This window comes from Rhizorhabdus phycosphaerae (assembly GCF_011044255.1).
GTDB classification, from domain to species: domain Bacteria; phylum Pseudomonadota; class Alphaproteobacteria; order Sphingomonadales; family Sphingomonadaceae; genus Rhizorhabdus; species Rhizorhabdus phycosphaerae.
The window spans coordinates 3,688,110-3,714,012 of record NZ_CP049107.1 but is presented as its reverse complement, the minus strand read 5'-3'; the positions used below and the strand labels follow the sequence as shown (position 1 = coordinate 3,714,012).

Below are 25,903 nucleotides of genomic sequence, written 5' to 3'. Positions count from 1 at the left end.
ATGATGGAAGAACTGGTTTCGACCGACCCCGCGAGCGGTGGCGTTGTCTGGCGCGGCGCGGTCTCCGGCCCGGCCGATGTCGCGCGGGCAGTCGCTGCGGCGCGTGCGGCGCTTGGTCCCTGGCGCGCAGCCCCGGCCGAAGAGCGCATCGCGGTCGCGAAACGCTATGCCACCATCCTTGGAGAACGCCGGGAGGCGCTCGCCGAATTGCTGTCGCGCGAGACCGGCAAGCTGCTGTGCGAAACGCGGGCCGAAGTCGGTTCCATGATCGGCAAGGTCGACATCTCGATCGCGGCGATGGCCGAGCGCGCCGGCGAACGCGCGGCGGACATGCCCTTCGGACGCGCCGTCCTGCGCCACCGCGGCCATGGGATCATGGCGGTGCTCGGCCCCTATAATTTCCCCGGCCATCTGCCAAACGGCCATATCGTACCGGCATTGCTGGCCGGCAATGCGGTGGTGTTCAAGCCGTCCGAGCTGACCCCCGCGATCGGCGAGGCGATGGTCGCCGCCTGGCGCGACGCGGGCCTGCCCGGGGGGCTGCTCGGCCTCGTCCAGGGCGGCCCCGACACTGGCCGCGCGCTGGTTTCTTCGGACATCGACGGGCTGCTGTTCACCGGATCGCCGCAGGGCGGCGCGGCGCTGCGCCGCGCGCTGGTCGACCGCCCGCACGTCATCATGGCGCTCGAACTGGGCGGCAACAACCCGCTGATCGTGTGGGACTCGCCGGAGGAAGCCGCCTCGATCATCGTCAATTCGGCCTTCGTCACGACCGGCCAGCGATGCTCCTGCGCACGGCGGATCATCGTGCCAGAGGGACGCATGGGCGACGCCATCGTCGATGCGCTGGAAGCCCTGACGGCGCGCCTGCCGATCGCCTCTTGGGACGCGCCGGGTGAGGCCTTCATGGGCCCACTGATCTCCGCGCCCGCCGCCGACCGCGCCCGCCAGGGCGTCGCGGCAATGGTCGCCGCCGGCGCCCGCACGATCCGCGCCTTCGATCGCCTCCCCGGCCGCTCGGACGCGTTCGTCGCGCCCGCCATCCTCGACACGACCGGCATCGCCTTGCCCGACGAGGAGATCTTCGCGCCTGTCGCACAGATCATCCGGGTGCCCGATTTCGACGCAGCGATCCGCACCGCCAACGATACCGTCTATGGCCTGTCCGCCGGCCTCGTCAGCGCCGACGCGGCGCTGTGGGCGCGCTTCGTCGAGGAAAGCCGCGCCGGGGTGGTCAACCGCAACCGGCCGACCACCGGGGCAGCGGGCAATATGCCGTTCGGCGGTCTGGGCGCTTCGGGCAATCACCGGCCCAGCGCTTATTATGCGGCCGATTACTGCGCCTATCCGATCGCCAGCTTCGAGTCGGAAGGCGTCACGGCGGTGCCGGTCAACGGCCTATAGGCCTAACGCAGCTGGCGCTTCTCCAGCTTCCGGGCCAGCGTCCGGCGGTGCATGCCCAGCCGGCGGGCGGTTTCGGAGATGTTGAAGTCGGTCTCGACCAGCGTCTGGTGGATATGCTCCCACTCCACGGTCTTGATCGACGACTGGCGCCCCTCGACCACGGCATCGGGGTCGCCCTCGACCCGTGCGAAGGCAGCCTCGATGTCGTCGGTGTTGGAAGGCTTGGCGAGATAGTAAGACGCACCCAGCTTGATCGCCTCAACGGCGGTGGCGATGCTGGCAAAGCCGGTCAGCACGACGATCTTCATCGCCTCGTCCTGCGCGCGCAGGGTGTGGACGCAGACCAGCCCCGACGCGCCGCCGAGCTTGAGATCGACCACCGCGAAGCCCGGGCGGTAGGTCTGCAGCAGCTCGACCAGCTCTTCATGGCTGTGCGCGACGATCACGGCATAGCCACGCCGTTCGAAGCTTCGCTTCAGCGTGCGAGCGAAGCCGATATCGTCCTCGACGATCGCGAGCAGTTTCTGGTCGGTCACGTCCGCACTTCCTTCTTGTATGCGAGCGATGCGATCGGCAGCCGGACGCGGACATAGGCCCCGCCCCCGTCGCGGTTGCCAGCCTCCGCATCGCCGCCCAGCTTGCGCACGACATTGACGAGCAGGAACAGGCCCAGGCCGCCGCCGGGCTTGCCCTTCGTCGATCGATAGGGCTGCCCGAAGGACGACAATATGTCTGGCGAAAAGCCCGGCCCCCGGTCGGCGATTTCCAGGATCAGCGCATCCTGCTCGCGCGTCGCGCTGATGCCGACCCAGTCCGGCGAGAAATCGGCTGCATTGTCGATGATGTTGCCGAGCACCTGCTTGAGCGCCGGATCGGAGACGATCGGTACATCCTCGCCGAAACGGTCGACATAGTCGATCGCACCAGCGCGGCGGATGGTGCGCCATTCCTCGACGATTCCGTCGAGGAAGCTTCGCATCGTCGTTACCCTGGGAGCGACGCCGCGCGCCTCACCCGCCGACATCAATATGCCGCTGACGATCGCCTTGCAGCGCTGTACGGCGGCATCCATGTCGGCGAGGTCCTCGCGCAGGTCGGGATCGTCCGCCAGCTTGGGCATCCGCTTGAGGTCGCCGATAAGCACCGACAGCGAGGACAGCGGGGTTCCCAGTTCATGCGCCGCCCCGGAGGCCAGCAGGCCCATGCGGACGATATGGTCCTCCTCCGCTGCGCGCTGGCGAACCTTGGCGAGCGACGAGTCGCGCTCCCGCAGGTTGCGGCTGATCCGCGCGACGAAGGCGACCAGCAGTACCGCGATCAGCGCGAAGCAGACAATGCTGCCCTGCAGATAGAGGTGCATCGGATCCTCGGCGTATCGCCCCGGAAGAACCAGCGGCTGCGGATCGAGCGAGAGCATGGCGAGCGCGACAAAGGTCGCTGCGACGATGCCCCAGGAGGACCGTGGCTCGAGCAGGATCGCTCCGATCACCACCTGCAACAGGAAGAGCGACGTAAACGGGTTGTCGAGCCCGCCGCTATGATGGAGTTGCCAGGCCAGCGCCGCCACGTCGATCAGCAGCGCGATCGTCAGTTCGGCGTTCGACACCGCGCCGCGCCGCTGGATCAGCGGCCAGCTCAGCAGGTTGATGACCGCCAGCAGCGCGGGCACCACCAACAGCGGAACGAGCGGGATTTCGACGCCCAGGACGCCCCGCACGACGGCTATCGTGAACAGCTGCCCGCCGACCGCGATCCAGCGCAGCTGGAGGAGAAGCTCCATGTTGCGGCGGCCGGTATCGTCGCCGCCGCTGGGCCAGCCCTGCCGGACTTCCTCTGCCATCCGTCAGTCCGCCAATGAGCGGACGGGGCGCAAAAGCCGCCAGGCGCCGAAGGCGGACATCAGGGCCATGACGAACCAAGTGAGCGCATAGACGGCATGATTATCCGAAAAGCGGATCACCGTCAGCCCGCCCACTGGGCCATCCCCGCCAGGCAATCGATCCGCGTCGACGAAATAGGGCGCGACCGGCCCCAGCTTCACCGCGCGGGCGATCGCAGCGACGTCGCGCGAATACCAGCGGCCGGCGGCCGGATCATTGGCGCGCAGGAAACCGCCCCCCGGTTCGGATGGGCGCAGCAGGCCGGTCAGGACTACCGAGCCCGCCGGCCTCCAACCCGCGCGCGGCTTCGCGTCCTGTGCGACGAAGCCGCGGTTGACGAGGATCGTGTAGCCTGTGTCGGTGTCGAACGGCGTCATCACCCAATATCCGGCCCCCAGATCGCTGACCGCGCGGGCCAGGATGTCGGGGCCAGAGCGGTAGCGCCCCCGCACCGAAATGCGGAGATAGGCGAGGTCCGCCACCGCTGCCGGCGCGAGGTTGTCCGGCGCGGGCGGTGCTACGGGCGCGGCATGCACACGCCCTTCGACGGTCGCGATCAGGGCATGTTTCCACGCCCGACGCTGGACCTGCCACACGCCCAGCGCCACGAAGACCAGCACGAGCGCCAGCAGGACGAGCGCAGCGCCCGTCCGTGCCGGACGGCGCATCGTCACGGCATCTGGCTCATGTCGTGCGGCATCGGCATCATATTGGCGTTGAGGTGGTACATCACCCAGAGCGACCCGGTCAGCATGATCACGACGAGGATCAGCGTGAAGACGAGCGCGGTCATCGTCCAGCCGCCTTCCGATTTGCCGTTCATGTGCAGGAAGTAGACCATGTGGACGACCATCTGCACGACCGCGAAGGCGACGATCAGCGCCGCCGTGACGCCCGCCGGAAAGGGCCTGGCCATGACCAGCCAGAAAGGGATGGCGGTCAGCACGACCGACAGCAGGAAGCCGATCACATAATCGCGCATCGTGCCATGGCCGCTTCCGCCATGATCGGCATGGTGGTGATCGGCGTGCCCGTGGACCGGGCTGTGGTCGGCGCTCATCGCAGCATTCCCATGAGATAGACGAAGGTGAAGACGCCGATCCAGATGACGTCGAGGAAGTGCCAGAACAGGCTGAGGCACATCAGCCGGCGCTGATTCGCCTGGATCAGCCCATGGCGCGACACCTGCACCATCAGCGTGATCAGCCAGATCGTGCCGAAAGTCACGTGCAGCCCGTGGGTACCGACCAGCGTGAAGAAGGCCGACAGGAAGGCGCTGCGCTGCGGCGTCGCGCCGATGTGGACCAGGTGGTGGAATTCGTACAACTCGATGCCGAGGAACACCGCCCCGAACAGCCCGGTCACCGCGAGCCAGCCAAGCACCGCGCCCTTGGCGCCGCGCTGCATCGCCAGCATCGCGAAACCATAGGTGATCGACGAGAAGAGCAGCATAGCGGTGTTCACCGCGACCAGCGGCAGATCGAACAGGTCCTTCGGGCCGGGGCCTGCGGCGAGATTGGCGCCGAGCACCGCATAGCAGGCGAACAGGATCGCGAAGATGAGGCAGTCGCTCATCAGGTAGATCCAGAAGCCCAGCATGGTGCTGTGCCCCTCGGGATGCGCATGCTCGTCGAGGTCGTAGAAGGATACCGGTCCGGCGGAGGTCATGGCCTGGTCCTGCATCGTCATGCTCCCTGCGCGGCGAGCTGGCGCGTCCGCACCGCTTCGGCCGCCTCGACGGTTTCCACCGGGATGTAGAAGTCGCGCCGATAGTTGAAGGTGTGGACGATCGCGACGGTGAGCAGCGCGAGGAAGCTCAGGCCGGCAAGCCACCACATGTACCAGATCAGGGCAAAACCGCAGACCGCGCTGAGCCCGGCCAGGATGATGCCGGTCCCCGTGTTGCTGGGCATGTGGATCGCCCTGAAGCCGGTCACCGGACGCTCCGCGCCTCGCGCCTTCATGTCGTACCAGGCGTCGAGCGAATGGATGACCGGGGTGAAGGCGAAGTTATAGTCCGGCGGCGGCGAGCTGGTCGCCCATTCGAGCGTCCGCGCATTCCAGGGATCGCCGGTCTCGTCGCGCAGTTCCTCGCGCTTCCAGATGCTGACCGCGAACTGGACGAGCATGGCGCCGATACCGGCCGCGATGATCACCGCGCCGATCGCCGCGACGACGAACCAGATCTGGAGCGAAGGATCGTCGAACACGCGCATCCGGCGGGTGACGCCCATCAGGCCGAGGACATAGAGCGGCATGAAGGCGAGCCAGAAACCGACCACCCAGCACCAGAAGCTGATCTTGCCCCAGAAGACGTCGAGCTTGAAGCCGAAGGCCTTGGGCCACCAGAAGTTGATCGCCGCGAACAGCCCGAACAGCACGCCGCCGATAATCACATTGTGGAAGTGCGCGATCAGGAAAAGCGAGTTGTGCAGCACGAAGTCGGCCGGTGGCACGGCGAGCAAAACGCCGGTCATGCCGCCCACGGTGAAGGTCACCATGAAGGCGATCGTCCACATCATCGGCAGCTCGAAGCGGATCCGGCCGCGATACATCGTGAACAGCCAGTTGAAGAGCTTGGCGCCCGTGGGGATCGAGATCACCATCGTGGTGATGCCGAAGAAGCTGTTGACGCTGGCGCCCGACCCCATGGTGAAGAAGTGGTGCAGCCAGACGAGGTAGGACAGGATCGTGATGACGATCGTCGCATAGACCATCGAGGTATAGCCGAAGAGCTTCTTGCCCGAGAAGGTCGAGGTGACCTCGGAGAACACGCCGAACAGCGGCAGGATCAGGATGTAGACCTCCGGGTGGCCCCAGATCCAGATCAGGTTCACGTACATCATCGGGCTGCCGCCGAAGTCGTTCGTGAAGAAGTTGGTGCCGACATAGCGGTCGAGGCTGAGCAGCGCGAGGACGGCGGTGAGCACCGGGAAGGACGCGACGATCAGCACGTTGGTGCAGAGCGAGGTCCAGGTGAACACCGGCATCTTCATCATCGTCATGCCCGGCGCGCGCATCTTCAGGATCGTCACGACCAGGTTGATGCCCGACAATGTCGTGCCGACGCCCGCTATCTGGAGCGCCCAGATATAATAGTCGACGCCGCTCGCAGGGCTGTAGGCGATGCCGGACAGCGGCGGATAGGCGAGCCATCCGGTCTGCGCGAACTCGCCCACGAACAGCGAGCACATGACCAGGCCAGCACCCGCCGCCGTCATCCAGAAGCTGAAATTGTTCAGGAAGGGAAAGGACACGTCGCGCGCGCCGATCTGCAGCGGCACGACGTAGTTCATCAGGCCGGTGACGAAGGGCATCGCCACGAAGAAGATCATGATCACGCCATGGGCGGTGAATATCTGATCATAATGGTGAGCGTTGAGATAGCCCTCGGACCCGCCGAAGGCCATCGCCTGCTGAAGGCGCATCATGATAGCGTCGGCGAAGCCACGCAGGAACATGATCAGGCCGAGCACCATGTACATGATACCGATCTTCTTGTGGTCGACGCTGGTGAACCAGTCGCGCCACAGCCAGCCCCAGAGCCGGTAGCGGGTGATCAGGCCGAGAACGGCCGCGCCGCCGATCACCACCGCGATGAAGGTGGCGACGACGATCGGCTCGTGCAGCGGCAGGACGTCGAGCGACAGTCGCCCGAAGATCGGATCGATCGGAGTGGGAGCGGACGTCATATTCTCTTTCCCGGTGATCAGGACGCGCGGCGCGGCGCGGCGGAGGTGGTGTTGGCGGCCAGCGTGAGCAGCGGCGAGGAAACGCCGGGTCGGCTGAGGCCGAAGCCTTTCAGCGGCGCCAGGCTGGTCAGCTTGACGGCTTCTTCCGCCTGCTCGCGCGGTTTCATCGGCACGCAGGTGGCGGCCACCATCATCGGCTGCGACGTGGTCGCAAAGGGGACGGTGCCACGGCCGGCGAACTTGTCATATTCGAGCGCACGCACATTATGGATGCCCGCCAGGCCCATGCCGCCGCGCGCATCGATCGCCATCATATCGCGCATGCACATCTTGCCCGGCTCGACGCAGAGATTGACGACGGCGTCGAACAGCCCCTGTTCGACTGCGGCATAATGGCGCACCGGCTCGCGCTCGCTGGGCCGCTCGAGCTTCAGATAGGTCGCACGGTCGAGCCGCGCAGGCGCGCGCCGTGCCTCATCGGCCCAGGCTGCGAAGCCCTGCTCGCTAAGACCCTTCACCCGGAAGCGCATCGTCGAGAAACCGGCACCGCTGTAATTGCCCGAAAAGCCTTCATAGCTGCCGACTTTGTTGAGCACCGCGTGGAGCTTCGTCTCCATCGCCGGCATTGCATAGATCTGCCCCGCGAGCGCAGGCACATAGAAGCTGTTCATCACCGAAGAGGCGGAGATGCGGAAACGCACGGGTCGGTCGACCGGCAGCGCCAGCTCGTTGACCGTCGCGATGCCCTGCTCGGGATAGATGAACAGCCATTTCCAGTCGAGCGCGACGACCTGCACGTCGAGCGGACGCACCTCGGCGGCGACAGGCTTTCCCGGTGCAGTGCGCGAGATGGGCCGCCATGGGTCCAGAAGGTGCGTCCCCACCCAGGTCAGCGCGCCCAGACAAATGATGATCAGCAGCGGCGCCGACCAGATGACGAGCTCAAGATGGGTCGAGTGATCCCAGTCCGGCTCGTAGCGCGCCTCTTTGTTGGCCGCGCGATACTTCCACGCGAAGAGCAGCGTCAGCGCGATGACGGGCACGATGATCAACAGCATCAACAGCGTCGACATCACCACAAGGCGCCCCTGCTGCATCGCAACATCACCGGCCGGATTGAGCACCACCATGTTGCACCCCGACAGGAGTGCCGCAGCGGAAACCAGCGGCAGACGCTTGGAAACCTGCCAAAGAGATGTGAGTCGGCGCGATCTTTGGGTCATGGCGCGCAGGTAGAACGGCGCTGCTGCGGCGCACATAGGACATTTTGTCCAATCCCTTTGAGCAGGATCAATGACCGATAAGCGGCCGTCCGGCGGAGCGATTCGCCGGAGCATGGACCATGGCCTGATCGTGCCCTCCGGAGGCACACCGAGGAGTCGAAGGATGAGTGCGCAGTCGATCAACGGCACGACCGCGGAGCAAGATGCCCGCAGTCTGCACGCGGGCCACCACAAGGTGGCGCCGGGTGAGATCGCGGTCGGCGTCGTTATTGGCCGCACCTCCGAATTTTTCGACTTCTTCGTCTATGCAATCGCTTCGGTGCTGGTCTTCCCCAGCCTCGTCTTCCCCTATGTCGATGCGCTGACGGGCACGCTCTACTCCTTCGGCATCTTCGCGCTTGCGTTTGTCGCGCGGCCCGTGGGAACGCTGATCTTCACCCAGGTCGACCGCATCTACGGCCGTGGCGCCAAGCTGACGATCGCACTCTTCCTGCTAGGTGGCTCGACCGCGGCCATCGCCTTCCTGCCCGGCTATGAGACGATCGGTCACGGATCGGCGATGCTGCTGGCGCTGTTCCGCATGGGCCAGGGCGTCGCCCTGGGCGGTTCCTGGGACGGTCTGGCGTCGCTGCTCGCTATCAACGCGCCGGAGAAGCGGCGTGGCTGGTATGCGATGATCCCGCAGCTGGGCGCCCCGATCGGCCTTGTCGTGGCGAGCCTGCTCTTCACCTTCCTGATCGCCGCCCTGCCTGCGGAGGACTTTCTGGGCTGGGGCTGGCGCTACCCCTTCTTCGTCGCCTTCGCGATCAACGTCGTGGCGCTGTTCGCCCGTCTGCGCATCGTGGTGACGCCCGAATATGACACGCTGTTCGAGCGCCGCGAACTGCAGCCCGCGCCCCTGCTCGAAACCGCGCGCACCGAATGGCGGACGATCACGCTCGGCGCCTTCGCTCCGCTCGCAAGCTTCGCCATGTTCCATATGGTCACGGTCTTTCCGCTGTCCTGGGTGTTCCTGTTCACCGACGACAGCCCGACCCGCTTTCTTGTAATCGAGGCGGTCGCTGCCTGCTTCGGCATCGCCGCAATCGTCGCCTCGGGCTATCTCGCCGATCGCTTCGGCCGCCGCACGGTCCTCGCGGCATCGGCCGCCGCGATCGCCGTCTTCAGCGGCTTCGCGCCGCAGCTGCTCGATGCCGGCGAAACCGGCGAGGCGATCTTCATGCTGCTCGGCTTCGTGCTGCTCGGCCTGTCCTTCGGCCAGTCTTCGGGCGCACTGTCGTCGCGCTTCTCGCAGCGGCATCGCTATACCGGATCGGCGCTGACGTCGGACCTCGCCTGGCTGTTCGGCGCAGGCTTCGCCCCGCTCGCGGCGCTCGTCCTCGCGACCGAGTTCGGCCTGCTGTCCGCCGGCACCTATCTGCTGTCCGGCGCCGCCGCGACGCTCGTGGCCCTGTGGCTCAATCGCGAGCTCGCCGAAACGATCGAATGAGCCACATTCGCTATCGTCACGTCGTGGCGATACCGGCGCCGTTCACCTGATGATCCCGCGCTACCGGCGGTTCTGGCCGCCGGTTGACAAGCCTTCCCCCGCTCCCCCAGCACTGTGCGAAGTCCCGTAATGCCGCCAAAAAAGGCGGCCGGGACACCGGTAGAAAAGTACGGGCGAGGATGTGAGGACGAGCACGGAAGGCGACCTGACTGCGGCCGAATGGGATGCCCGGCTAGGCGCGCTGTCACTGCGAGAGACGATCGACGGGGCCGAAGCGATCACGCTCGACGCCCATGGCCCGATCGTCACCTATTCGCGCAAGGTCTTCATCCCGCTGACCCGGCTTTGCCGCGACGTCTGCCATTATTGCACCTTCGCGACGACCCCCGCCAGGGCGGGTAAAGCCTATCTCTCACCAGAGGAGATACGGGACATCGCCCGCGCCGGGGTGGCGGCCGGCTGTCGCGAGGCGCTGTTCACCCTCGGCGACCGGCCCGAGGACCGTTACCCGGCCGCCCGCGCTGCGCTCACGCAGAGCGGCCATGAATCGACGCTTGGCTATCTGCGCGACATGGCGGCGATGGTGCTCGCGGAAACGGGGCTGCTGCCCCATCTCAATCCGGGCCTGATGGACGCCGTCGACTATGCGGCTCTTCGCCCGGTCGCCGCATCGATGGGACTGATGCTGGAGAGCAGCGCCGAGCGGCTGTGCGAGCGCGGCGGCCCGCACTATGGCTCGCCGGACAAGCGCCCGGCCGCGCGCCTCGCCGCAATCGAGGAGGCGGGACGAGCGGCGGTGCCGTTCACCACGGGCCTGCTGATCGGTATCGGCGAAACCCGGCGCGAGCGGATCGAGACGCTGGTCGCGATCCGCGACCTCCACGCCCGTTTCGGCCATATCCAGGAGGTGATCGTCCAGAATTTCCGGGCGAAACCGGGAACGCGGATGGCCGATCGACCGGAGCCGTCGCTCGACGACCATCTCTGGACGATCGCCGCGGCGCGACTCATCCTGGGCGGGGCGATGACGATCCAGGCGCCGCCCAACCTGCACGACGAAGCCGCGCTCGGCGCACTGCTCCGCGCCGGCGTAAACGACTGGGGCGGGGTATCGCCGGTGACGCCGGACCATGTGAATCCGGAAAAGCCCTGGCCCCATCTCGACGCTCTGGAGAGCGCCACCGCGCGGGCCGGACGCAGCCTGCGCGAACGGCTCGCGATCGGCCCGCGCCATGCGCTCGACGCCGATCGCTGGCTCGATCCCGCCCTCGCTCCCGTCGTCCGGCGCACAATCGACGGACGCGGCCTGCCGCGTACTGATGGATGGTCGCCGGGCACCGGCGACGCCCTTCCCGCTTCACGCTTGGCGAAGCGGGGCCCAAGCGCGACGTTCGACGGGATCCTGGAGCGAGCCCTGTCCGCCAGCGAAGTCGGCGAGGCGGATATTGCGCGGCTGTTCGGAGCAGAGGATGGCGATCTGGAAGCGGTCCTCGCCGCCGCAGACGCGCTTCGCCGGGAGGCGGTCGGCGACACGGTCACCTATGTCGTCAACCGCAACATCAACTACACCAACATTTGTCTATACAAATGCGGCTTCTGCGCCTTTTCCAAGGGATCGACCCGCTCCGAGCGCGGGCCCGCCTATCGTCTCGACCTCGCCGAGGTCAGCCGCCGCGCCGCCGAGGCCTGGGAACGGGGCGCGACCGAGGTCTGTCTGCAGGGCGGCATCCATCCCGCCTATGACGGGCGCACCTATGTCGACATCGTCCGTGCGGTTCGCGCCGCCGCAACGGGCATCCACATCCACGCCTTCTCCCCGCTCGAGATCAGCCATGGGGCGGAAACGCTAGGCCTCCCCGTACAGGATTATCTCGCCCGGCTCCGCGACGAGGGGCTTTCGACGCTGCCCGGCACCGCCGCGGAGGTCCTCGATCCCGAGGTGCGGGCAATCTTGTGTCCCGACAAGCTGAGCGCCGATGCCTGGCTCGAGGTGATGCGCGCCGCCCATGGCGTCGGCCTGCGCAGCACGGCGACGATCATGTTCGGCCATGTCGATCGCTACGAGCATTGGGCCCGCCACCTGATCCGGCTGCGCACACTGCAGACCGAGACAGGCGGCTTCACCGAGTTCGTCCCCCTGCCCTTCGTCCACATGGAGGCGCCGATCTGGCGCAAGGGCCTCGCCCGCTCGGGGCCGACTTGGCGCGAAACGCTGCTGATGCACGCGATCGCACGGATCGTCCTCCATCCCGTCATCCCGAACATCCAGGCCTCCTGGGTGAAGCTCGGCGCCGAGGGCGTCCGCCAGTTGCTCGATTGCGGGGTGAACGATCTGGGCGGGATCCTGATGGACGAATCGATCACCCGTGCCGCGGGCGGTGCGCACGGCCAGTGCCTCGATCGCGATGCGATGATCGATCTCGCCCGGGCGGCGGGCCGACCGATCGCGCAGCGCACGACCAATTACCACCGCGTCGAAGACAGGCGCCTTGCCCTTCTGGAGTATCAGCAATGACCTCGATCCCATCGATCGCCATCATCGGCGGCACCGGCAAGCTTGGCGCCGCGATCGCCTATCGGCTCGGAAAGGCCGGATATGCCGTGATCCTGGGCTCGCGCGACCCGGCCAAGGCGCAGGCGACCGCCGGGGATCTCGGCGTGACCGCCGCCGACAGCAATGCTGCGGCTGCGGCGCAGGGCGACATCGTGATCGTCACCGTTCCCTTCGCCGCCCAGACCGAAACGCTGGCCGAGATCGCGCCGCATGTGTCGGGCAAGATCGTCGTCGACACGACGGTGCCGCTCGTACCGCCCAAGGTCATGCGCGTTCAGATGCCGCCAGAAGGCAGCGCGGCCGTTCGCGCCGCAGCTTTGCTGGGGGAAGGACCACGCGTCGTATCGGCCTTCCACAATGTAGCCGCGCACAAGCTCGCTTCGGACGCGGACATCGGCTGCGACGTGCTCGTTTTCGGCGACGACAAGGACGCGCGAGCGGAGGTCGTCGCCCTTGCCGACGCCATGGGCCTGCGCGGCCTGCACGCCGGAGCCCTGGTCAACTCGGCAGCCGCCGAGGCGATGACCTCGATCCTGATCTTCCTCAACAAGACCTATCAGGTCGACGGGGCGGGAATCAGGATCACCGGCACGCTCACCCCGCCTGCCGGTTGACGCCCTGTCGCGCGGGCTCAGGTGAATTGAGAGACCGTATTGCGCGATTTTGGACGTCTTTTTTCGTAAAACTACGTAGTTCAGCAAGAAAGCCTTTACGACTTTCGGATTAGGCCTGCCCTGCCGTGTGACGGGGTGCGTTGTACGGCGTTCACAAATTGATCGCCGGAGTTTGCTCATGATCCGCTGGTTCGCAAAGAACGCGCCTATCCGCCAGAAATTCGACATCCTAAGCTGCGCCTTCCTGCTTTGCACCGCCCTGACCGGCGCGTCGGTGATGATCTTAGGTCCGGTCCATCCCTGGGCGGCGATCTCGATACTCGGGCTGGGCGCGGTGACGACGCTCGCCATAGCCTTGTTCTCCAAGGCGCTCATCTGCGACCCCTATGTTGCCACCGTCGTCCGCATGGAAGGCCTTGCCGCCGGGGATCTGGCGACCCCGATCGCGTTCCGCGATCATGAAGACTGCATCGGACGGATGGCGGCAGCCCTGGAAATCTTCCGGAAGAATGCCGATAATCTGCGCATCTCCGAAGAGCATCGACAGGCGGCTGCGGAATCGCAGCGCATGGTCGTCAAGTCCGTCGGCGACGCGCTGCACCGACTGGCGGAAGGCGATCTTCGCTGCCGTATCGGCCACAGTTTTCCGCAGGAATTCGAGGCGCTACGGGCCGATCTCAACCGCACGATCGACAGCCTTGCCGAAACGCTCGAGGCGCTGTCGTCCGCAAGCGAAGGCGTGCGGACCGGTTCCCGGGAGATCCGGCGCGCTTCCGACGACCTCTCCGGCCGGACGGAGCGCCAGGCCGCCAGCCTCGAAGAGACCAGCGCGGCGTTGACCGAGCTGTCGACGTCGGTGGCGTCCTCTGCGGAGGAAGCCCGCAAGGCGGCAGCGCTGGTCGGCGACATCCAGAGCCAGGCCACTGAGAGCGAGGGCATCGTCCATGCCGCCACCGCGTCGATGAACGGGATCGAACGCTCTTCGCGAGAGATTTCCGAGATCATCAGCGTCATCGAAGGCATCGCCTTCCAGACCAATTTGCTGGCATTGAACGCCGGGGTCGAGGCGGCGCGCGCCGGCGAAACCGGCAAGGGCTTCGCAGTCGTCGCATCGGAGGTCCGCGCGCTGGCCCAGCGGTCCGCCGATGCGGCACAGGACATCGCCACAAAGATCGAGGCGAGTTGTCGCGAGGTCAATGAGGGCGCTCGACTGGTCGCCCAGGCCGGCGAGGCACAACAGAAGATCATCGCCAAGATCGGCGACATAACCGCCGTGGTCCGCGCGATCGCGGCCACGTCGGACGCCCAGGCGACCGGCCTGTCGGAGATCAACGCGACGATGAACGAACTCGACCAGGTGACCCAGCAAAATGCGGCCATGGTCGAGGAAGCGACGGCCGCGGCCTATAGCCTTGGCCAGGAAGCGGATCAGTTGGCCCAGCAGATGGGACGGTTCACCATCGACAACCGCGCCGCGCGGCAGGACTTCAAACTGAGACGGGCTGCCTGAAGCGGCCACAGCGGCTCCTCTGGCGAACGAAGAAGGGGCGGAGCCGCAGTCGGCTTCGCCCCCTTTTCTTTGGTGCACTCACCCGTTCAGGCTGCGCCACGAACGCGGGCAAAGCTTCGCAAGGTCGCCTTGATATTCGGATCCTCGATCGCGTCGGTCAGCTGGTCCACCTGCTCGACCATGGAGCCGGAGCCCATGACCGGCCCGACGAGTTGGCTCGCCATCGCCCATTGGCCGAACTGCCGCTCGCTCACTTCTGCCCGATTCAGCTGCACCACCGCGCGATGCCGGGGGTCGGCCTGGATCCGCTCATAGGTCTTCGCGACCTGCGCCTCGGGCCCTTCGAGCGCCTGCAGAAACCGCTTGCCGTCGAAGATCAGGAGCCCCGTCACGCCGTCAGCGCCATTGCGCCGCCGTGACGTCTGCAGGATGGATTCGACATCCGACAGTTCGAGCGTCGGCCGCGCCGTGCTGATATAGACCAACTGCAGAAACATCCGGCACCTCTCGCGACACATCGCGTCCAACTGCAGCCAATGCGGTCTGGTTCCTTACCTTTTTCTAAACTCGGACGCGCAAAGTGGCGCCGCCCCTTATCGCTCCACTGGCCACCGCCTCGCAAGGCTCCTCCACCAATGATGGGATCGGCCTTCCCTCCGAGGCACGCGGTCCCTATCTTCTTCAGCGATGCCTCCTGACCATTTCTCCGCCTCCACCGCCGTTCCCGAACAGGGATGGGCGACGCTGAAACGCTTCCTGCCCTATCTCTGGCCGAAGGACGCCCCGACGCTCCGTGCGCGGGTCGTGATCGCAATGCTGCTCGTGCTGGCGGCGAAGGGCGCGGTCCTGCTGATGCCCTTCGCCTATAAGGCGGTGATCGACCGGATGGCGCCTGGCTTCGAACCTGGCGTGACGATCGCGCTGGCGCTTGTCCTTGCCTATGCGGCAGCCCGCTTCGGCGGCGTGCTGTTCGACAATCTGCGCAATGCGATCTTCGAACTGGTCGGCCAGGACGCGGCACGGCGGCTTTCGGTCGAAGTGTTCGGCCAGTTGCACCGCCTGTCGCTCCGCTACCATCTCGAACGCCGGACCGGTGCCCTCACCAAGATCGTCGAGCGTGGCACCAAGAGCATCGACACGATGCTCTACTTCCTGCTGTTCAACATCGGACCGACCATTTTCGAGCTGACCGCCGTCTGCCTGATCTTCTTCTTCAAATTCGGCATCGAGCTGGTCGTGGCCACGCTGCTCGCAATCGCCGCGTACACGGTCTTCACCCAGAAGGTGACCGAATGGCGTGCGAAGATGCGCCGCGAGATGGTCGAGTCCGATACGCGCGCTTCGGCGCGCGCGGTCGATTCGCTGCTCAACTATGAGACCGTCAAATATTTCAGCGCCGAGCGGCGCGAGACCGAAAATTACGGCCGGGCAGTGGCGGCCTATGCCCGCGCCGCCACGCGCAACGAAACCTCGCTGGCATGGCTCAATGTCGGCCAGGCCCTGATCACCAACCTGATGATGGCCGGCGCCATGGGCTACAGCGTCTATGGCTGGAGCCGGGGCTGGTTCTCGCCCGGCGACGTCGTATTCGTGAACACGATCCTCATGCAGCTGTTCCGCCCGCTCGACCTGCTGGGCATGGTCTATCGCGAGATCCGGCAGGGGCTGATCGATATGGAGGCCATGTTTCGGCTGATCGATACCCCGGCCGAGGTCGTGGACAAACCCGGCGCGCCTGCGCTGGTCGTACGGGGTGGCATGGTGCGGTTCGACGACGTCCATTTCGCCTATGATCCCGAGCGGTCGATCCTGAAAGGCATCGACCTGACCATCCCGGCGGGCGGGACTCTGGCGGTCGTCGGGCCGTCGGGAGCGGGCAAGTCCACCCTCGCGCGCATTCTCTATCGCTTCTACGACATCACGGGCGGCCGCGTCCTGATCGACGATCAGGACATTGCGGAGGTGACACAGGACTCTCTTCGGAGGTCGATCGGCATCGTCCCGCAGGACACCGTCCTGTTCAACGACACGATCGGCTATAATATCGGCTACGGTCGCGAGGGTGCGACACAGGCGGAGATCGAGGCGGCCGCGCGCGGCGCATCGATCCACGACTTCATCCTCTCGCTGCCGCTGGGCTATGACACCAAGGTCGGCGAACGCGGCCTGAAACTGTCGGGCGGCGAGAAGCAGCGCGTCGCCATCGCACGGACCCTGCTCAAAAATCCTCCCATCCTGATCCTCGACGAGGCAACCAGCGCGCTGGACAGCCGGACCGAAGCCGACATCCAGTCGACGCTGCGCAACGTCGAGGAGGGGCGCACGACGATCGTCATCGCCCATCGCCTGTCGACGATCGTCCATGCCGACGAGATCGTCGTGCTGGAGGCGGGCCAGATCGTCGAGCGCGGCACCCATGCCGAGCTGATGGGGCGCGACGGCCTCTATGCCGAGATGTGGATGCGCCAGGCGAGCGAGTCCGAGGAACGCGAGGCGGCCTGACGGGCAGCATCGCGCCAGCGGAGAGACCTCGCAAGATAAGCGCATGGCTTGACCGCGATTTCGCGATCGCGCCTTTGACCTCAGCTGCCAGCCCTCTAGAAGGCCGCCATGCCCACCCCCCTGGAAGCCCTGCAACAGACCTTCGGCTATGCGCAGTTCCGGGGCCGCCAGACCGATGTGATCGAACGGGTCATGGCCGGGCTGGGCACGCTGGCCGTGATGCCCACCGGCGCCGGCAAGTCGCTGACATACCAGATTCCCGCGCTATGCCGCCCGGGCACGGGCCTCGTCATCTCGCCGCTGATCGCCCTGATGCACGATCAGGTGCGATCGGCCGAAGCCGCCGGTATCCGCGCCGCCGCGCTCACCTCGGCCGATGACAATCGCGACGAGACGATCGACCGGCTGCGGTCGGGATCGCTCGACCTGCTCTATGTCGCACCCGAGCGCGTCTCTTCCGACAGCTTCCGCCGCCTGATCGCACAGATCCCGCTGGCGCTGATCGCGATCGACGAGGCGCATTGCGTGTCCGAATGGGGGCATGATTTCCGGCCCGATTACCGCCTGCTGCGCGGGCTGCTCGACGCGCGCCCGGACGTGCCCCGGCTGGCGCTGACCGCGACCGCCGACCGGCACACCCGCGACGACATATTGGCGCAACTCGGCATCGAACCCGATGGGCTGATCCTCGCCGGCTTCGACCGGCCCAATATCCGCTATGGAATCACCCCGCGCGATGGCGTGTCGCGGCAGATCGCCGGCTTCATCGACGACAATCCCGGCCCCGGCATCGTCTATGCCCCGACCCGCGACGCCACCGAACGGCTCGCCGCGCAGCTTTCGGCGGCGGGGCGATCGGCCCGCGCCTATCATGCCGGGCTCGACCCGGCGATCCGGGCCGCCAACCAGAAGGCATTCGTCGCGTCCGAGGATATGGTGATGGTCGCGACGGTCGCCTTCGGCATGGGAATCGACAAGCCCGATGTCCGCTTCGTCGCCCATGCCGGCCTGCCCAAGTCGATCGAGGCCTATTATCAGGAAACCGGCCGCGCCGGCCGCGATGGCGAACCCGCCGCTACCCAGCTGTTCTGGGGCGCCGAGGACTTCGCCCGGGCGCGGCGCCGGATCGAGACCGACGTCGAGGAGAGCCGTCGCGCGGGCGAGCGCCAGCGGCTCAACGCAATGGCGATGCTGGTCGAGGCGCCGACCTGCCGGCGCGCCATATTGCTCGGTCATTTCGGCGAGGACCCGCCCGAGCGCTGCGGCAATTGCGACAATTGCCTGTCGCCGCCGACCGGGATCGACGCCACGTTGGTCGCGCAGAAACTGCTCTCCGCCGCCTTCCGGACCGAGATGCGCTACGGCGTCACGCATCTCACCGACGTGCTCAGTGGACGCGAGACCGAGAAGATCCTGATGGCCGGGCACAACCGGCTGTCGGTGTTCGGCATAGCGGACGAAGGCGAGCTCAAGCTCATCAAACCGGTGGCCCGCGCCCTGCTGGCGCGCGATGCGCTGCGCGCCGACGAATATGGCGGCCTGTCCTTCGGCCCGGCCGCGCGGGGCATATTGAAGGGCGAAGACAAGGTGCCGCTCGTCCTGCCCCCCGAACGCAGCCGCAAGCGGCGCCAGCGTGGCGCCGAGGATCATCCGCACGATCCGCTGTTCGAGAAGCTGCGCGAGCTGCGCCGCGACCTTGCCCGGGCGCAGGGTGTGCCGCCCTATGTCGTGTTCAATGACGCGACGCTGCGCGAAATGGCGGCTTTCCGGCCAGAGACTCTGTCTGGCCTCGGGCAGATATCCGGCGTAGGGGCGAAGAAGCTTGAAACCTATGGCGAGGATTTCCTCGCCGTCATTCGCACGCACGGGGATTAGGAGACGTCCATGTTCCGCAAGATCGACGACAGCATTTCGGTCGCAGCACAGATCAGCGTCGAGGACGTCGAGGCAGCGGCGGCACAGGGCTTCCGCATGGTGATCAACAATCGGCCCGAGCAGGAAGAACCCGGCCAGCCTTCGGGCGACGAAATCCGCGAAGCCGCCCGCGCCGCCGGGCTCGCCTATGTCGCGATCCCGATCACCCATGGCGGCTTTTCGCTGAACCAGGTCGAGGCGATGCGCGACGCGCTGGCCAAGGCCGGTGGTCCGGTGCTCGCCTATTGCCGCTCGGGCACGCGCTCGACCTTCGTCTGGGCCCTCGCCCGTGGGCTGGAAGGCGATGATGCCGAGGCGCTCGCTGCCAAGGCCGCTGCGGCGGGCTATGACATCTCGCCGATCAAGCCGCTGATCGGTCCGCGCTGAGCCTGCGATCCCGGACGGCGTTCAGTCCGTCCAGTTGACCTTCGCCCAGACAGGCAGGTGATCCGACGCCAGCCGGGCGCGCTCACTGCTGTGCACGCCGCTGGCCACGAGATGCAGGTCGGGCGTCAGGATGATACGGTCGAGGCAGCCGACCGGCCGGCGGCTGTGATAGCTGCGGCCGAGCGGCACGACATGATGGCCATCGTCGAACTCGCGCATGCAGCCGCCGTTGAGCGACCATTCGTTGAGGTCGCCCATCAGGACGGTGGGCATGGGCGCACGACTGCGGACCTGATCGATGACTGCGCGCACCTGCCGCCGGCGCCACAGGCCCGACAGATCGAGATGCATGCCGACGATGCGCAGCGCCTTCCCCCCGATCGACAGTTCGGCAAGGACCGCGCCGCGCGGCTCCAGACGAGGCAGGTCGAGCGGCACATAGTCGAGGATGTCGACCGAATGGCGGACCAGAATGGCATTGCCATGCCAGCCGATCCCGCCCGGTCGGATGTCGAAGGGCACCGCCTTATACTCGCCGCGCGCGATCAGGTCCGAAGGTAGCGCGCTCTGCCGCGCACCGAAACGGCGATCCGCTTCCTGCAGCGCAACCACGTCCGCGCTCACTTCGTGCAGCACGTCTAGGATGCGGTCCGGCCGGCGGCGGCGATCGGTGCCCAGGCCCTTGCGGATATTGTAGCTCGCGACTGTGATCATCTCTGGTCCGACATATAGGCCATGGAAACGACGCCCGCACCGCGTGGTTGCCCGGATAGGCGCAAAAAAAGGGCCGGAGGGTTTCCCCACCGGCCCAGTGCGTTCGCAGGAGGAACGTCCGGAGGGGCCACCGCTGCGGGGCGGCCCCAATTCTTGAAATCAGTAGTTGTAGGCCCGCTCGCCATGTTCGGAGATGTCGAGACCTTCGACCTCGGCTTCGGGCGTCGGACGCAGACCGATGGTCTTGTCGATGGCGAAGAAGAGGATCGCGGAGACGATGCCCGAAAAAGCGAGGGTCAGCCCGACCGCCTTGGTCTGCGTGATGACCTGGGCCATCATGTCGTAGCTGCCGACCGCCGCAGGGAAGACGGTGTAGTCGAAGAAGCCCTGACCACCGAGCGCCGGGTCGGCGACGATGCCGGTACCGATCGCGCCGACGATGCCGCCGATGCAGTGGATGCCGAACACATCGAGCGTGTCGTCATAGCCGAGCTTGTTCTTCACCGTGGTGACGAAGAAGAAGCAGACGGCCGAAGCGAAGGCGCCCAGGATGATCGAGGTGACCGGAGCCGCGAAGCCCGCAGCCGGGGTGATGGCGACCAGACCGGCCACCGCACCCGAGGCAGCACCCAGAAGCGAAGGCTTGCCGTGCACGAGCTGCTCGACCAGCGCCCAAGCCAGGGCCGCAGCGGCCGTAGCGACGAAGGTGTTGATGAAGGCGACCGCGGTGACGCCATTGGCTTCCAGGTTGGAGCCGGCGTTGAAACCGAACCAGCCGATCCACAGCAGCGACGCGCCGATCATGGTCATGGTCAGCGAGTGCGGGGGCATCGGTTCCTTCTTGTAACCGATACGCTTGCCGAGGACGAGGCAGCCGGCGAGGCCTGCGATGCCAGCGTTGATGTGGACGACGGTGCCACCGGCGAAGTCGAGCGCACCCCAGCCCCAGATCAGGCCGTAATCGCTCGGAGCATCCGGCAGGAAGTCGGGGCCCGCCCAGTACCAAACCATGTGCGCCATCGGGAAATAGACGATGGTCAGCCACAGCACGGTGAACAGCATCAGCGGCCAGAACTTCACGCGCTCGGCGAAGGCGCCGACGATGAGAGCCGGCGTGATGCAGGCGAAGGTCATCTGGAAGATGACGAACACATATTCGGGCAGATAGAGGTTGTTGGAGAAGGTCGCTGCCATCGTGGTGCCGTCGACACCCTTGAGGAAGGCCTTCGAGAAGCCGCCGAAGAAGTGGTTGTCACCGCCGGAGGTGAACGCCATCGAATAGCCCCAGCCGACCCAGACGAGCGCGGCGACCGAGACGATCGCGAGGACCTGCATCAGCACGGACAGCATGTTCTTGGTGCGGACCAGACCGCCGTAGAACAGCGCGAGAGCCGGTACCGACATCATCAGCACCAGGGCCGAGGACACGAGCATCCAGGAGACGTCGCCCTTGTTGACCATCGTCGCCATCTGCTCGGCGGTCGGGGCCTTGATCGGGCCTTCCTGGGCCCATGCGGGCATCGCGGTCAGCGCGGAGACGGCGAGAGCGCCGAAACCTGTCGCAAGCTTGTGGTGAAGCTTCATGTTTCCCCCTTTTCTCAGAGCGCGACGTCGTCGGTCTCGCCGGTGCGGATGCGCACGGCCTGAGCGACGTCGAGGACGAAGATCTTGCCGTCGCCGATGGCGCCGGTGTTGGCCGACTGCTGGATCGCCTCGACGACCCGGCCGGACAGGTCATCGGTCGTGGCGACCTCGACCTTGATCTTCGGAACCATGTTGGTGCTGTACTCGGCCCCCCGGTAGATTTCGGTCTGACCCTTTTGCCGTCCGAAGCCCTTTACTTCGGTGACGGTCATCCCCTGCACGCCAAGGCCCGAAAGCGCTTCACGCACCTCGTCCAGCTTGAACGGCTTTATGATGGCAATGACGAGTTTCATTACGCCTCCCTCTTTTCAGCCCGACATCTGCTTCGCAAAAGCCGTGCCAATTTGAGGAAGCGCTGGATTCCTTGGATAATCCTATCCGCGCACCGGACAGGGAACCGAAGGCGCCGCAAAGAGTTTGATCAATTGTTAAGCCCTGCCCGTTTTTTGGGCAGAACAAGGCTACCAGTCGCTGCTCATTTCAATGGCACTTTCCTCGCCGGGGCGGTTTGTCCGGCCAAGCGCGGCGTTGCGCGCGGGGAAACGGCCGAAGCGCTCGATGATGTCATGATGTTTATGGGCAAAATCGAGCGAATTGGCGTTGCCCAGGGCGGTGAACAGCGCAACCGACCGGCGCTGATCCGCGATCGCCTCGCTGTGCATGAAGGGCATGTACAAAAAGCTGCGTTCGTCGGGCGTCAGCTGGTCGTCCAGTCCGGCATCGACGGCTGCCTTGGCGATCGCAAGCGCGAGCGGGTCCGTCGAGAAGGCATCCGCATGGCCACGAAACATGTTGCGGGAAAACTGGTCGAACAGGACGATGGCCGCCAGGGCCTCGCGCGGCGAGCCGAGAAAGCTGTCGGGCGTCCGGCTGCGCCATGCTTCCCAGACGTCGCGGAACCGCTCGACGATGACCGCGTCGGTATCGGCCGAGCGCTCCCACCACTTGTCCGGGCCGATCTCACCGAACCAGAAGTCCAGAATCTCCGAAGTCAGGGCGGCATCGTCGCGATTGACGGCTTGGTTCACGGTCTACTCTCCCTCCACGCCGAACGGTCGACCAGCGCGCGGATCGCATCCAGCTCCGCCTCGACCGTGCGCCGGCCGATCGCGATCAGTTCGTCGGCACGGGTGAAGTCGTGGATCTCGACATGCCCCACCGGCAGGGTGAGCGCATGGTCGGGCGGATCGAGGGCCAGCGAGTGGCGGGCAAGTTCGGCCATCAGCAACATCGTCGATGCACGAACGACCGCCATGGACGGATGGTTGCGTGCAGGCCGCGCCCGGATCGCCGTCGCGACCCGGCGTCCATGATAATCGCCCTGCAGATTGACCGACACGATCGGAAGATTCGGCGCAATCTTGCGCGCCGCCGCGACGGGCACGGGCATGACCACCCCGCCATCGACGAGGAACTTGCCCTCATATTGGACAGGCCGGAACAGGCCGGGAATGGCGATCGATGCCATGATGGCCGGGGTCACCGGCCCACGGTCGATGATCAGCGGCTCGCCCGCCACCAGGTCACAGGCGACCACCGCCGAGGGAATCAGCAGCTCCTGGAACTGCAGCCGCCCGAGATGCATTTCGAGCTCGCGCAAAATGCCGCGCCCGCCGAGCATCGCACCCGGTCGGAAATGAATGTCGAGATAGGACAGGACCCGCAGCCAGTTGGTCGAACGCGCGATCCGCTCCAGCGGATCGAGGCGGCCCGCCGCATAGCAGACCGCCGCCAGCGCCCCGATCGAGGTGCCCGTAATCGCCCTGATGGGGATGCGGTGCTCCTGCAACGCGCGCAGCACGCCGATATGCGCCCAGCCGAGCGCGGCGCCTCCGCCCAGTGCCAGCGCGATGCCCATGGCCGCGCCTTTCAGTCCGTCAGGCCGCCGTGCCGCCGACGGTAAGCCCCGAGATCATGACCGTCGGCTGACCCACGCCTGCGGGGACCGACTGACCGCCCTTGCCGCAGATGCCGACTCCTTCATCGAGCGCCATGTCGTTGCCGATCGCGGTCACCTTGGTCAGCACCGAAGGGCCATCGCCGATCAGCGTCGCACCCTTGATCGGCACGGTCAGCTTGCCATTCTCGATCTTGTACGCCTCGGTGCAGGAGAAGACGAACTTGCCGCTGGTGATGTCGACCTGCCCGCCGCCGAAGCTCTTGGCGTAGATGCCGTTGCCGGCCCGCGCGATGATCTCCTGCGGGTCGGCCTGCCCGCCATACATGAACGTATTGGTCATGCGCGGCATCGGCGCATGGGCATAGCTTTCGCGCCGGCCATTGCCGGTCGGCGCGACGCCCATCAGGCGCGCGTTGAGACGGTCGTGGATATAGCCCTTGAGGATGCCGTCCTCGATCAGGACGTTGCACTGGGTCGGCGTGCCTTCGTCGTCGATCGTCAGCGAACCCCGGCGATCGGCGATCGAGCCATCGTCGACCACGGTGACGCCCGGCGCCGCAACCCGCTCGCCGATCCGGCCGGAGAAAGCTGAGGTGCCCTTGCGGTTGAAATCGCCTTCGAGGCCATGGCCGATCGCTTCGTGCAACAGCACGCCCGGCCAGCCGGGGCCGCACACGACGGTCATTTCGCCCGCAGGTGCGGCGACAGCGTCGAGATTGACGATCGCCTGCGACAGCGCCTCGTCGATCGCGCGGTTCCAGGTCGCCGGCTCGAACAGGCGATCATAGAGATAGCGCCCACCGAGACCGAAGAAGCCATTTTCGCGGCGGCCATTCTGCTCGACCACGATCGAGACATTGAGGCGAACGAGCGGACGGACGTCGAAGGCGGTGAATCCGTCCGGACGCACGATCTCGACCACGCTCCACGAGCCAGACAGCCCGACCGACACCTGCTGCACACGCGGATCGCGGGCGCGCGCGGCGGCGTCGATCTGCTGGCACAGCTCGACCTTGCGCGCGAAGGAGATCAGGCCCAGCGGATCGTCGGCGGTGTAGAGGCCGGTGTTGGTGCGCCGCGGCGGCGGGGCGGGCACGGCGGTCGACGGATCGAGCAAGGTCATCGTCTCGCCAGCGCGCAGGATTGCGGCCTCGCTCAATTCGTTGGCGTGCGCGAAGGCGGTGGTCTCGCCCGATACTCCCCGCAGGCCGAACCCCGCCTGGGTGTTGTAGTCCGCCGTCTTCAGCCGGCCATCGTCGAAGCCGAAGCTCTCCGACGTCAGATATTGAAGATAGAGTTCCCCGTCGTCGCAGCCCTTCAGCGTCTGCGCGGTGAGCCGCAGCGCAGCATCGGGATCGAGCGCGTCGCGATAGAGGAAATGGCGGGGGTCTGCGGAAAGGATCGTCATGCGCCCGATATAGGCGCTCCGGCGCGAAGCCCAATAGCGATTATTGGCGGCGCGCTATCAACGCCCGGCCGGCAATCAATGATGACCGGTGCCGGCGCCTTCGAGGACGAAGCGGCGATCACAATAGCCGCAATCGGCATATCCGATCTCGGGATCGATCTCGATGAACACGCGCGGATGGCCGAGTGACGCTCCACCCGGAATGTCGCTCGCGCCGTCGCAGGCGACGCGCGTCTTGGTGACGGTGACGATTTCGGGATTCGGCGCCGGGATGCTCATGGGCGCCGATTAGCAAGCGTCGCGGCAGCGTGCAACGCGAAGAAATGCGTGAGTCGACCGATCAGTACCGAAAGCGGCTATTCTCGAACGATACTGCGATCTGGCCGGTTTCGCCGACCGGGGCGACCGCCGTGCCGAAAACGCCGCGTGCTCCTCCGGTGCCGACAAACATGCCGACCTGGCCATGGACCTTGCCGATGACACCGTTCACCGGAAGTTCGCCAACGGGCCGAGGCTTCTGCGCCGCCGCGTCGAGCAGCTTTTCCTTCTCGGCCGGGCTGAGCGCAATCACCGTTTCCTCCGCTTGCGCGGCAGCACTCGCCAGCAGCAGGGCAGCCAGCGCGAAGGCATGGCGGAGGGAGGCGCGATGTGCTGTCATGCTGTCGCCTTGAACCCTGCCATGTGAAGCCCGCGTGAACAAGCCGACCACCCTTTATTTCGACGGCGGCTGCCGCCCCAACCCCGGTGTGATGGAGACCGCAACAATGCTGCGCGGCGTGGCCGAGATTCGCACCGGCCTGGGCCAGGGCGACAACGAAGACGCCGAATGGTCCGCAGCACTCCATGCGCTGGAGCGCGCCAAAGCGGCCGGGCTGTCAGATATCGTCCTGCTGGGGGACTCGCTCTCGGTCATTCGGCAGGCGACCGACAGGCAGCCGACCCGCCGCCCCTGGCTCGCCCGCTTCCGCGCCGAGGCAGCGACATTCGACCGCGTTCGCCTACGCCATGTCGGCCGCAAGCGGAATTTGGCCGGGATCGCGCTGGAGGCGATGCGGCGCGGCTATTGAG

The 25,903-nt window shown here is 66.2% G+C and carries 25 protein-coding genes; 9 read left to right on the top strand and 16 right to left on the bottom strand.

Going from position 1 to position 25,903, the window contains the following annotated elements:
- Positions 1-3: 3 nt before the first annotated feature.
- Positions 4-1,404, top strand: coding sequence for a succinylglutamate-semialdehyde dehydrogenase (gene astD / locus G6P88_RS17285; RefSeq protein WP_425594499.1), 1,401 nt, complete (start codon positions 4-6; stop codon positions 1,402-1,404).
- A 2-nt stretch (positions 1,405-1,406) separates the two neighbouring features.
- On the opposite strand, the gene G6P88_RS17280 is transcribed toward astD, so the two are convergent.
- Genes G6P88_RS17280 through cyoA form a run of 7 tightly spaced genes read right to left on the bottom strand, consistent with a single transcriptional unit; the run spans position 1,407 to position 8,199 of the window.
- A complete protein-coding gene (locus tag G6P88_RS17280) occupies positions 1,407-1,940 on the bottom strand; it encodes a response regulator transcription factor (RefSeq protein ID WP_165324291.1) in 534 nt (177 codons plus the stop codon).
- On the bottom strand, positions 1,937-3,244 hold the full coding sequence (locus G6P88_RS17275; protein WP_165324290.1) for an ATP-binding protein: 1,308 nt from the start codon (positions 3,242-3,244) through the stop codon (positions 1,937-1,939). Before G6P88_RS17275 ends, G6P88_RS17280 begins: the two co-directional genes overlap by 4 nt.
- A gap of 3 nt (positions 3,245-3,247) precedes the next feature.
- Entirely contained in the window at positions 3,248-3,952 is a 705-nt protein-coding gene (locus G6P88_RS17270) for an SURF1 family protein (RefSeq protein WP_165325267.1), read from the bottom strand.
- A gap of 2 nt (positions 3,953-3,954) precedes the next feature.
- Positions 3,955-4,344 (bottom strand): cytochrome o ubiquinol oxidase subunit IV, encoded by a 390-nt coding sequence (gene cyoD / locus G6P88_RS17265; RefSeq protein WP_165324289.1) that lies wholly within the window; start codon positions 4,342-4,344, stop codon positions 3,955-3,957.
- On the bottom strand, positions 4,341-4,967 hold the full coding sequence (gene cyoC, locus G6P88_RS17260; protein WP_165324288.1) for a cytochrome o ubiquinol oxidase subunit III: 627 nt from the start codon (positions 4,965-4,967) through the stop codon (positions 4,341-4,343). Before cyoC ends, cyoD begins: the two co-directional genes overlap by 4 nt.
- A 2-nt stretch (positions 4,968-4,969) precedes the next feature.
- Positions 4,970-6,976, bottom strand: a complete 2,007-nt coding sequence (cyoB, locus tag G6P88_RS17255; RefSeq protein WP_165324287.1) for a cytochrome o ubiquinol oxidase subunit I — start codon at positions 6,974-6,976, stop codon at positions 4,970-4,972.
- A 17-nt stretch (positions 6,977-6,993) separates the two neighbouring features.
- Positions 6,994-8,199, bottom strand: a complete 1,206-nt coding sequence (cyoA, locus tag G6P88_RS17250; RefSeq protein ID WP_165324286.1) for a ubiquinol oxidase subunit II — start codon at positions 8,197-8,199, stop codon at positions 6,994-6,996.
- 163 nt (positions 8,200-8,362) lie between these two features.
- Here cyoA and G6P88_RS17245 point away from each other — a divergent pair, with 163 nt between their 5' ends.
- The 4 genes from G6P88_RS17245 (at position 8,363) to G6P88_RS17230 (ending at position 14,366) form a co-directional block, all read left to right on the top strand.
- Positions 8,363-9,688, top strand: a complete 1,326-nt coding sequence (locus G6P88_RS17245; protein ID WP_165324285.1) for an MFS transporter — start codon at positions 8,363-8,365, stop codon at positions 9,686-9,688.
- Between the two features lie 181 nt (positions 9,689-9,869).
- Positions 9,870-12,203, top strand: a complete 2,334-nt coding sequence (cofH, locus tag G6P88_RS17240; RefSeq protein WP_165324284.1) for a 5-amino-6-(D-ribitylamino)uracil--L-tyrosine 4-hydroxyphenyl transferase CofH — start codon at positions 9,870-9,872, stop codon at positions 12,201-12,203.
- Complete coding sequence (gene npdG / locus G6P88_RS17235) at positions 12,200-12,856, top strand: NADPH-dependent F420 reductase (protein WP_165324283.1); 657 nt, start codon at positions 12,200-12,202, stop codon at positions 12,854-12,856. The genes cofH and npdG overlap by 4 nt, the downstream gene beginning before the upstream one ends.
- A 178-nt stretch (positions 12,857-13,034) precedes the next feature.
- A complete protein-coding gene (locus G6P88_RS17230) occupies positions 13,035-14,366 on the top strand; it encodes a methyl-accepting chemotaxis protein (protein ID WP_165324282.1) in 1,332 nt (443 codons plus the stop codon).
- A gap of 86 nt (positions 14,367-14,452) precedes the next feature.
- On the opposite strand, the gene G6P88_RS17225 is transcribed toward G6P88_RS17230, so the two are convergent.
- Complete coding sequence (locus G6P88_RS17225) at positions 14,453-14,863, bottom strand: BLUF domain-containing protein (RefSeq protein ID WP_165324281.1); 411 nt, start codon at positions 14,861-14,863, stop codon at positions 14,453-14,455.
- Between the two features lie 190 nt (positions 14,864-15,053).
- Here G6P88_RS17225 and G6P88_RS17220 point away from each other — a divergent pair, with 190 nt between their 5' ends.
- The 3 genes from G6P88_RS17220 (at position 15,054) to G6P88_RS17210 (ending at position 19,169) form a co-directional block, all read left to right on the top strand.
- Positions 15,054-16,868: an ABCB family ABC transporter ATP-binding protein/permease gene (locus G6P88_RS17220; protein ID WP_165324280.1), complete on the top strand. Its 1,815-nt coding sequence runs from the start codon at positions 15,054-15,056 to the stop codon at positions 16,866-16,868.
- Between the two features lie 108 nt (positions 16,869-16,976).
- On the top strand, positions 16,977-18,743 hold the full coding sequence (recQ, locus tag G6P88_RS17215) for a DNA helicase RecQ (protein ID WP_165324279.1): 1,767 nt from the start codon (positions 16,977-16,979) through the stop codon (positions 18,741-18,743).
- A gap of 9 nt (positions 18,744-18,752) precedes the next feature.
- Complete coding sequence (locus G6P88_RS17210) at positions 18,753-19,169, top strand: protein tyrosine phosphatase family protein (RefSeq protein ID WP_165324278.1); 417 nt, start codon at positions 18,753-18,755, stop codon at positions 19,167-19,169.
- Positions 19,170-19,190: 21 nt separating this feature from the next.
- Here the strand turns inward: G6P88_RS17210 and G6P88_RS17205 are convergent, their stop codons facing one another.
- The 8 genes from G6P88_RS17205 to G6P88_RS17170 form a co-directional block, all read right to left on the bottom strand.
- Entirely contained in the window at positions 19,191-19,883 is a 693-nt protein-coding gene (locus tag G6P88_RS17205; RefSeq protein WP_165324277.1) for an endonuclease/exonuclease/phosphatase family protein, read from the bottom strand.
- Positions 19,884-20,042: 159 nt separating this feature from the next.
- Complete coding sequence (locus G6P88_RS17200; protein ID WP_165324276.1) at positions 20,043-21,467, bottom strand: ammonium transporter; 1,425 nt, start codon at positions 21,465-21,467, stop codon at positions 20,043-20,045.
- Positions 21,468-21,481: 14 nt separating this feature from the next.
- A complete protein-coding gene (locus tag G6P88_RS17195; RefSeq protein ID WP_165324275.1) occupies positions 21,482-21,820 on the bottom strand; it encodes a P-II family nitrogen regulator in 339 nt (112 codons plus the stop codon).
- A gap of 168 nt (positions 21,821-21,988) precedes the next feature.
- Complete coding sequence (locus tag G6P88_RS17190; RefSeq protein WP_226946623.1) at positions 21,989-22,555, bottom strand: DUF924 family protein; 567 nt, start codon at positions 22,553-22,555, stop codon at positions 21,989-21,991.
- Positions 22,552-23,385, bottom strand: coding sequence for a patatin-like phospholipase family protein (locus G6P88_RS17185; RefSeq protein WP_165324274.1), 834 nt, complete (start codon positions 23,383-23,385; stop codon positions 22,552-22,554). The genes G6P88_RS17190 and G6P88_RS17185 overlap by 4 nt, the downstream gene beginning before the upstream one ends.
- Before the next feature lie 19 nt (positions 23,386-23,404).
- A complete protein-coding gene (gene tldD / locus G6P88_RS17180; protein WP_165324273.1) occupies positions 23,405-24,835 on the bottom strand; it encodes a metalloprotease TldD in 1,431 nt (476 codons plus the stop codon).
- 75 nt (positions 24,836-24,910) lie between these two features.
- Positions 24,911-25,108: a zinc-finger domain-containing protein gene (locus tag G6P88_RS17175; RefSeq protein WP_165325265.1), complete on the bottom strand. Its 198-nt coding sequence runs from the start codon at positions 25,106-25,108 to the stop codon at positions 24,911-24,913.
- 67 nt (positions 25,109-25,175) lie between these two features.
- Positions 25,176-25,493: a hypothetical protein gene (locus G6P88_RS17170; protein ID WP_165324272.1), complete on the bottom strand. Its 318-nt coding sequence runs from the start codon at positions 25,491-25,493 to the stop codon at positions 25,176-25,178.
- Between the two features lie 34 nt (positions 25,494-25,527).
- Here G6P88_RS17170 and G6P88_RS17165 point away from each other — a divergent pair, with 34 nt between their 5' ends.
- Positions 25,528-25,902 carry a reverse transcriptase-like protein gene (locus tag G6P88_RS17165; RefSeq protein ID WP_165324271.1) on the top strand — a complete coding sequence of 125 codons (375 nt, stop codon included), beginning with the start codon at positions 25,528-25,530 and terminating at the stop codon, positions 25,900-25,902.
- Position 25,903: the final 1 nt, after the last annotated feature.

Coding starts and splice junctions, on each gene's coding strand:
- astD (WP_425594499.1), top strand. CDS start 4: ATGGAAGAACTGGTTTCGACCGACCCCGCGAGCGGTGGCGTTGTCTGG.
- G6P88_RS17275 (WP_165324290.1), bottom strand. CDS start 3,244: ATGGCAGAGGAAGTCCGGCAGGGCTGGCCCAGCGGCGGCGACGATACC.
- G6P88_RS17270 (WP_165325267.1), bottom strand. CDS start 3,952: ATGCGCCGTCCGGCACGGACGGGCGCTGCGCTCGTCCTGCTGGCGCTC.
- cyoD (WP_165324289.1), bottom strand. CDS start 4,344: ATGAGCGCCGACCACAGCCCGGTCCACGGGCACGCCGATCACCACCAT.
- cyoC (WP_165324288.1), bottom strand. CDS start 4,967: ATGCAGGACCAGGCCATGACCTCCGCCGGACCGGTATCCTTCTACGAC.
- cyoB (WP_165324287.1), bottom strand. CDS start 6,976: ATGACGTCCGCTCCCACTCCGATCGATCCGATCTTCGGGCGACTGTCG.
- cyoA (WP_165324286.1), bottom strand. CDS start 8,199: ATGACCCAAAGATCGCGCCGACTCACATCTCTTTGGCAGGTTTCCAAG.
- G6P88_RS17245 (WP_165324285.1), top strand. CDS start 8,363: ATGAGTGCGCAGTCGATCAACGGCACGACCGCGGAGCAAGATGCCCGC.
- npdG (WP_165324283.1), top strand. CDS start 12,200: ATGACCTCGATCCCATCGATCGCCATCATCGGCGGCACCGGCAAGCTT.
- G6P88_RS17230 (WP_165324282.1), top strand. CDS start 13,035: ATGATCCGCTGGTTCGCAAAGAACGCGCCTATCCGCCAGAAATTCGAC.
- G6P88_RS17225 (WP_165324281.1), bottom strand. CDS start 14,863: ATGTTTCTGCAGTTGGTCTATATCAGCACGGCGCGGCCGACGCTCGAA.
- G6P88_RS17220 (WP_165324280.1), top strand. CDS start 15,054: ATGCCTCCTGACCATTTCTCCGCCTCCACCGCCGTTCCCGAACAGGGA.
- recQ (WP_165324279.1), top strand. CDS start 16,977: ATGCCCACCCCCCTGGAAGCCCTGCAACAGACCTTCGGCTATGCGCAG.
- G6P88_RS17210 (WP_165324278.1), top strand. CDS start 18,753: ATGTTCCGCAAGATCGACGACAGCATTTCGGTCGCAGCACAGATCAGC.
- G6P88_RS17205 (WP_165324277.1), bottom strand. CDS start 19,883: ATGATCACAGTCGCGAGCTACAATATCCGCAAGGGCCTGGGCACCGAT.
- G6P88_RS17200 (WP_165324276.1), bottom strand. CDS start 21,467: ATGAAGCTTCACCACAAGCTTGCGACAGGTTTCGGCGCTCTCGCCGTC.
- G6P88_RS17195 (WP_165324275.1), bottom strand. CDS start 21,820: ATGAAACTCGTCATTGCCATCATAAAGCCGTTCAAGCTGGACGAGGTG.
- G6P88_RS17185 (WP_165324274.1), bottom strand. CDS start 23,385: ATGGGCATCGCGCTGGCACTGGGCGGAGGCGCCGCGCTCGGCTGGGCG.
- tldD (WP_165324273.1), bottom strand. CDS start 24,835: ATGACGATCCTTTCCGCAGACCCCCGCCATTTCCTCTATCGCGACGCG.
- G6P88_RS17170 (WP_165324272.1), bottom strand. CDS start 25,493: ATGACAGCACATCGCGCCTCCCTCCGCCATGCCTTCGCGCTGGCTGCC.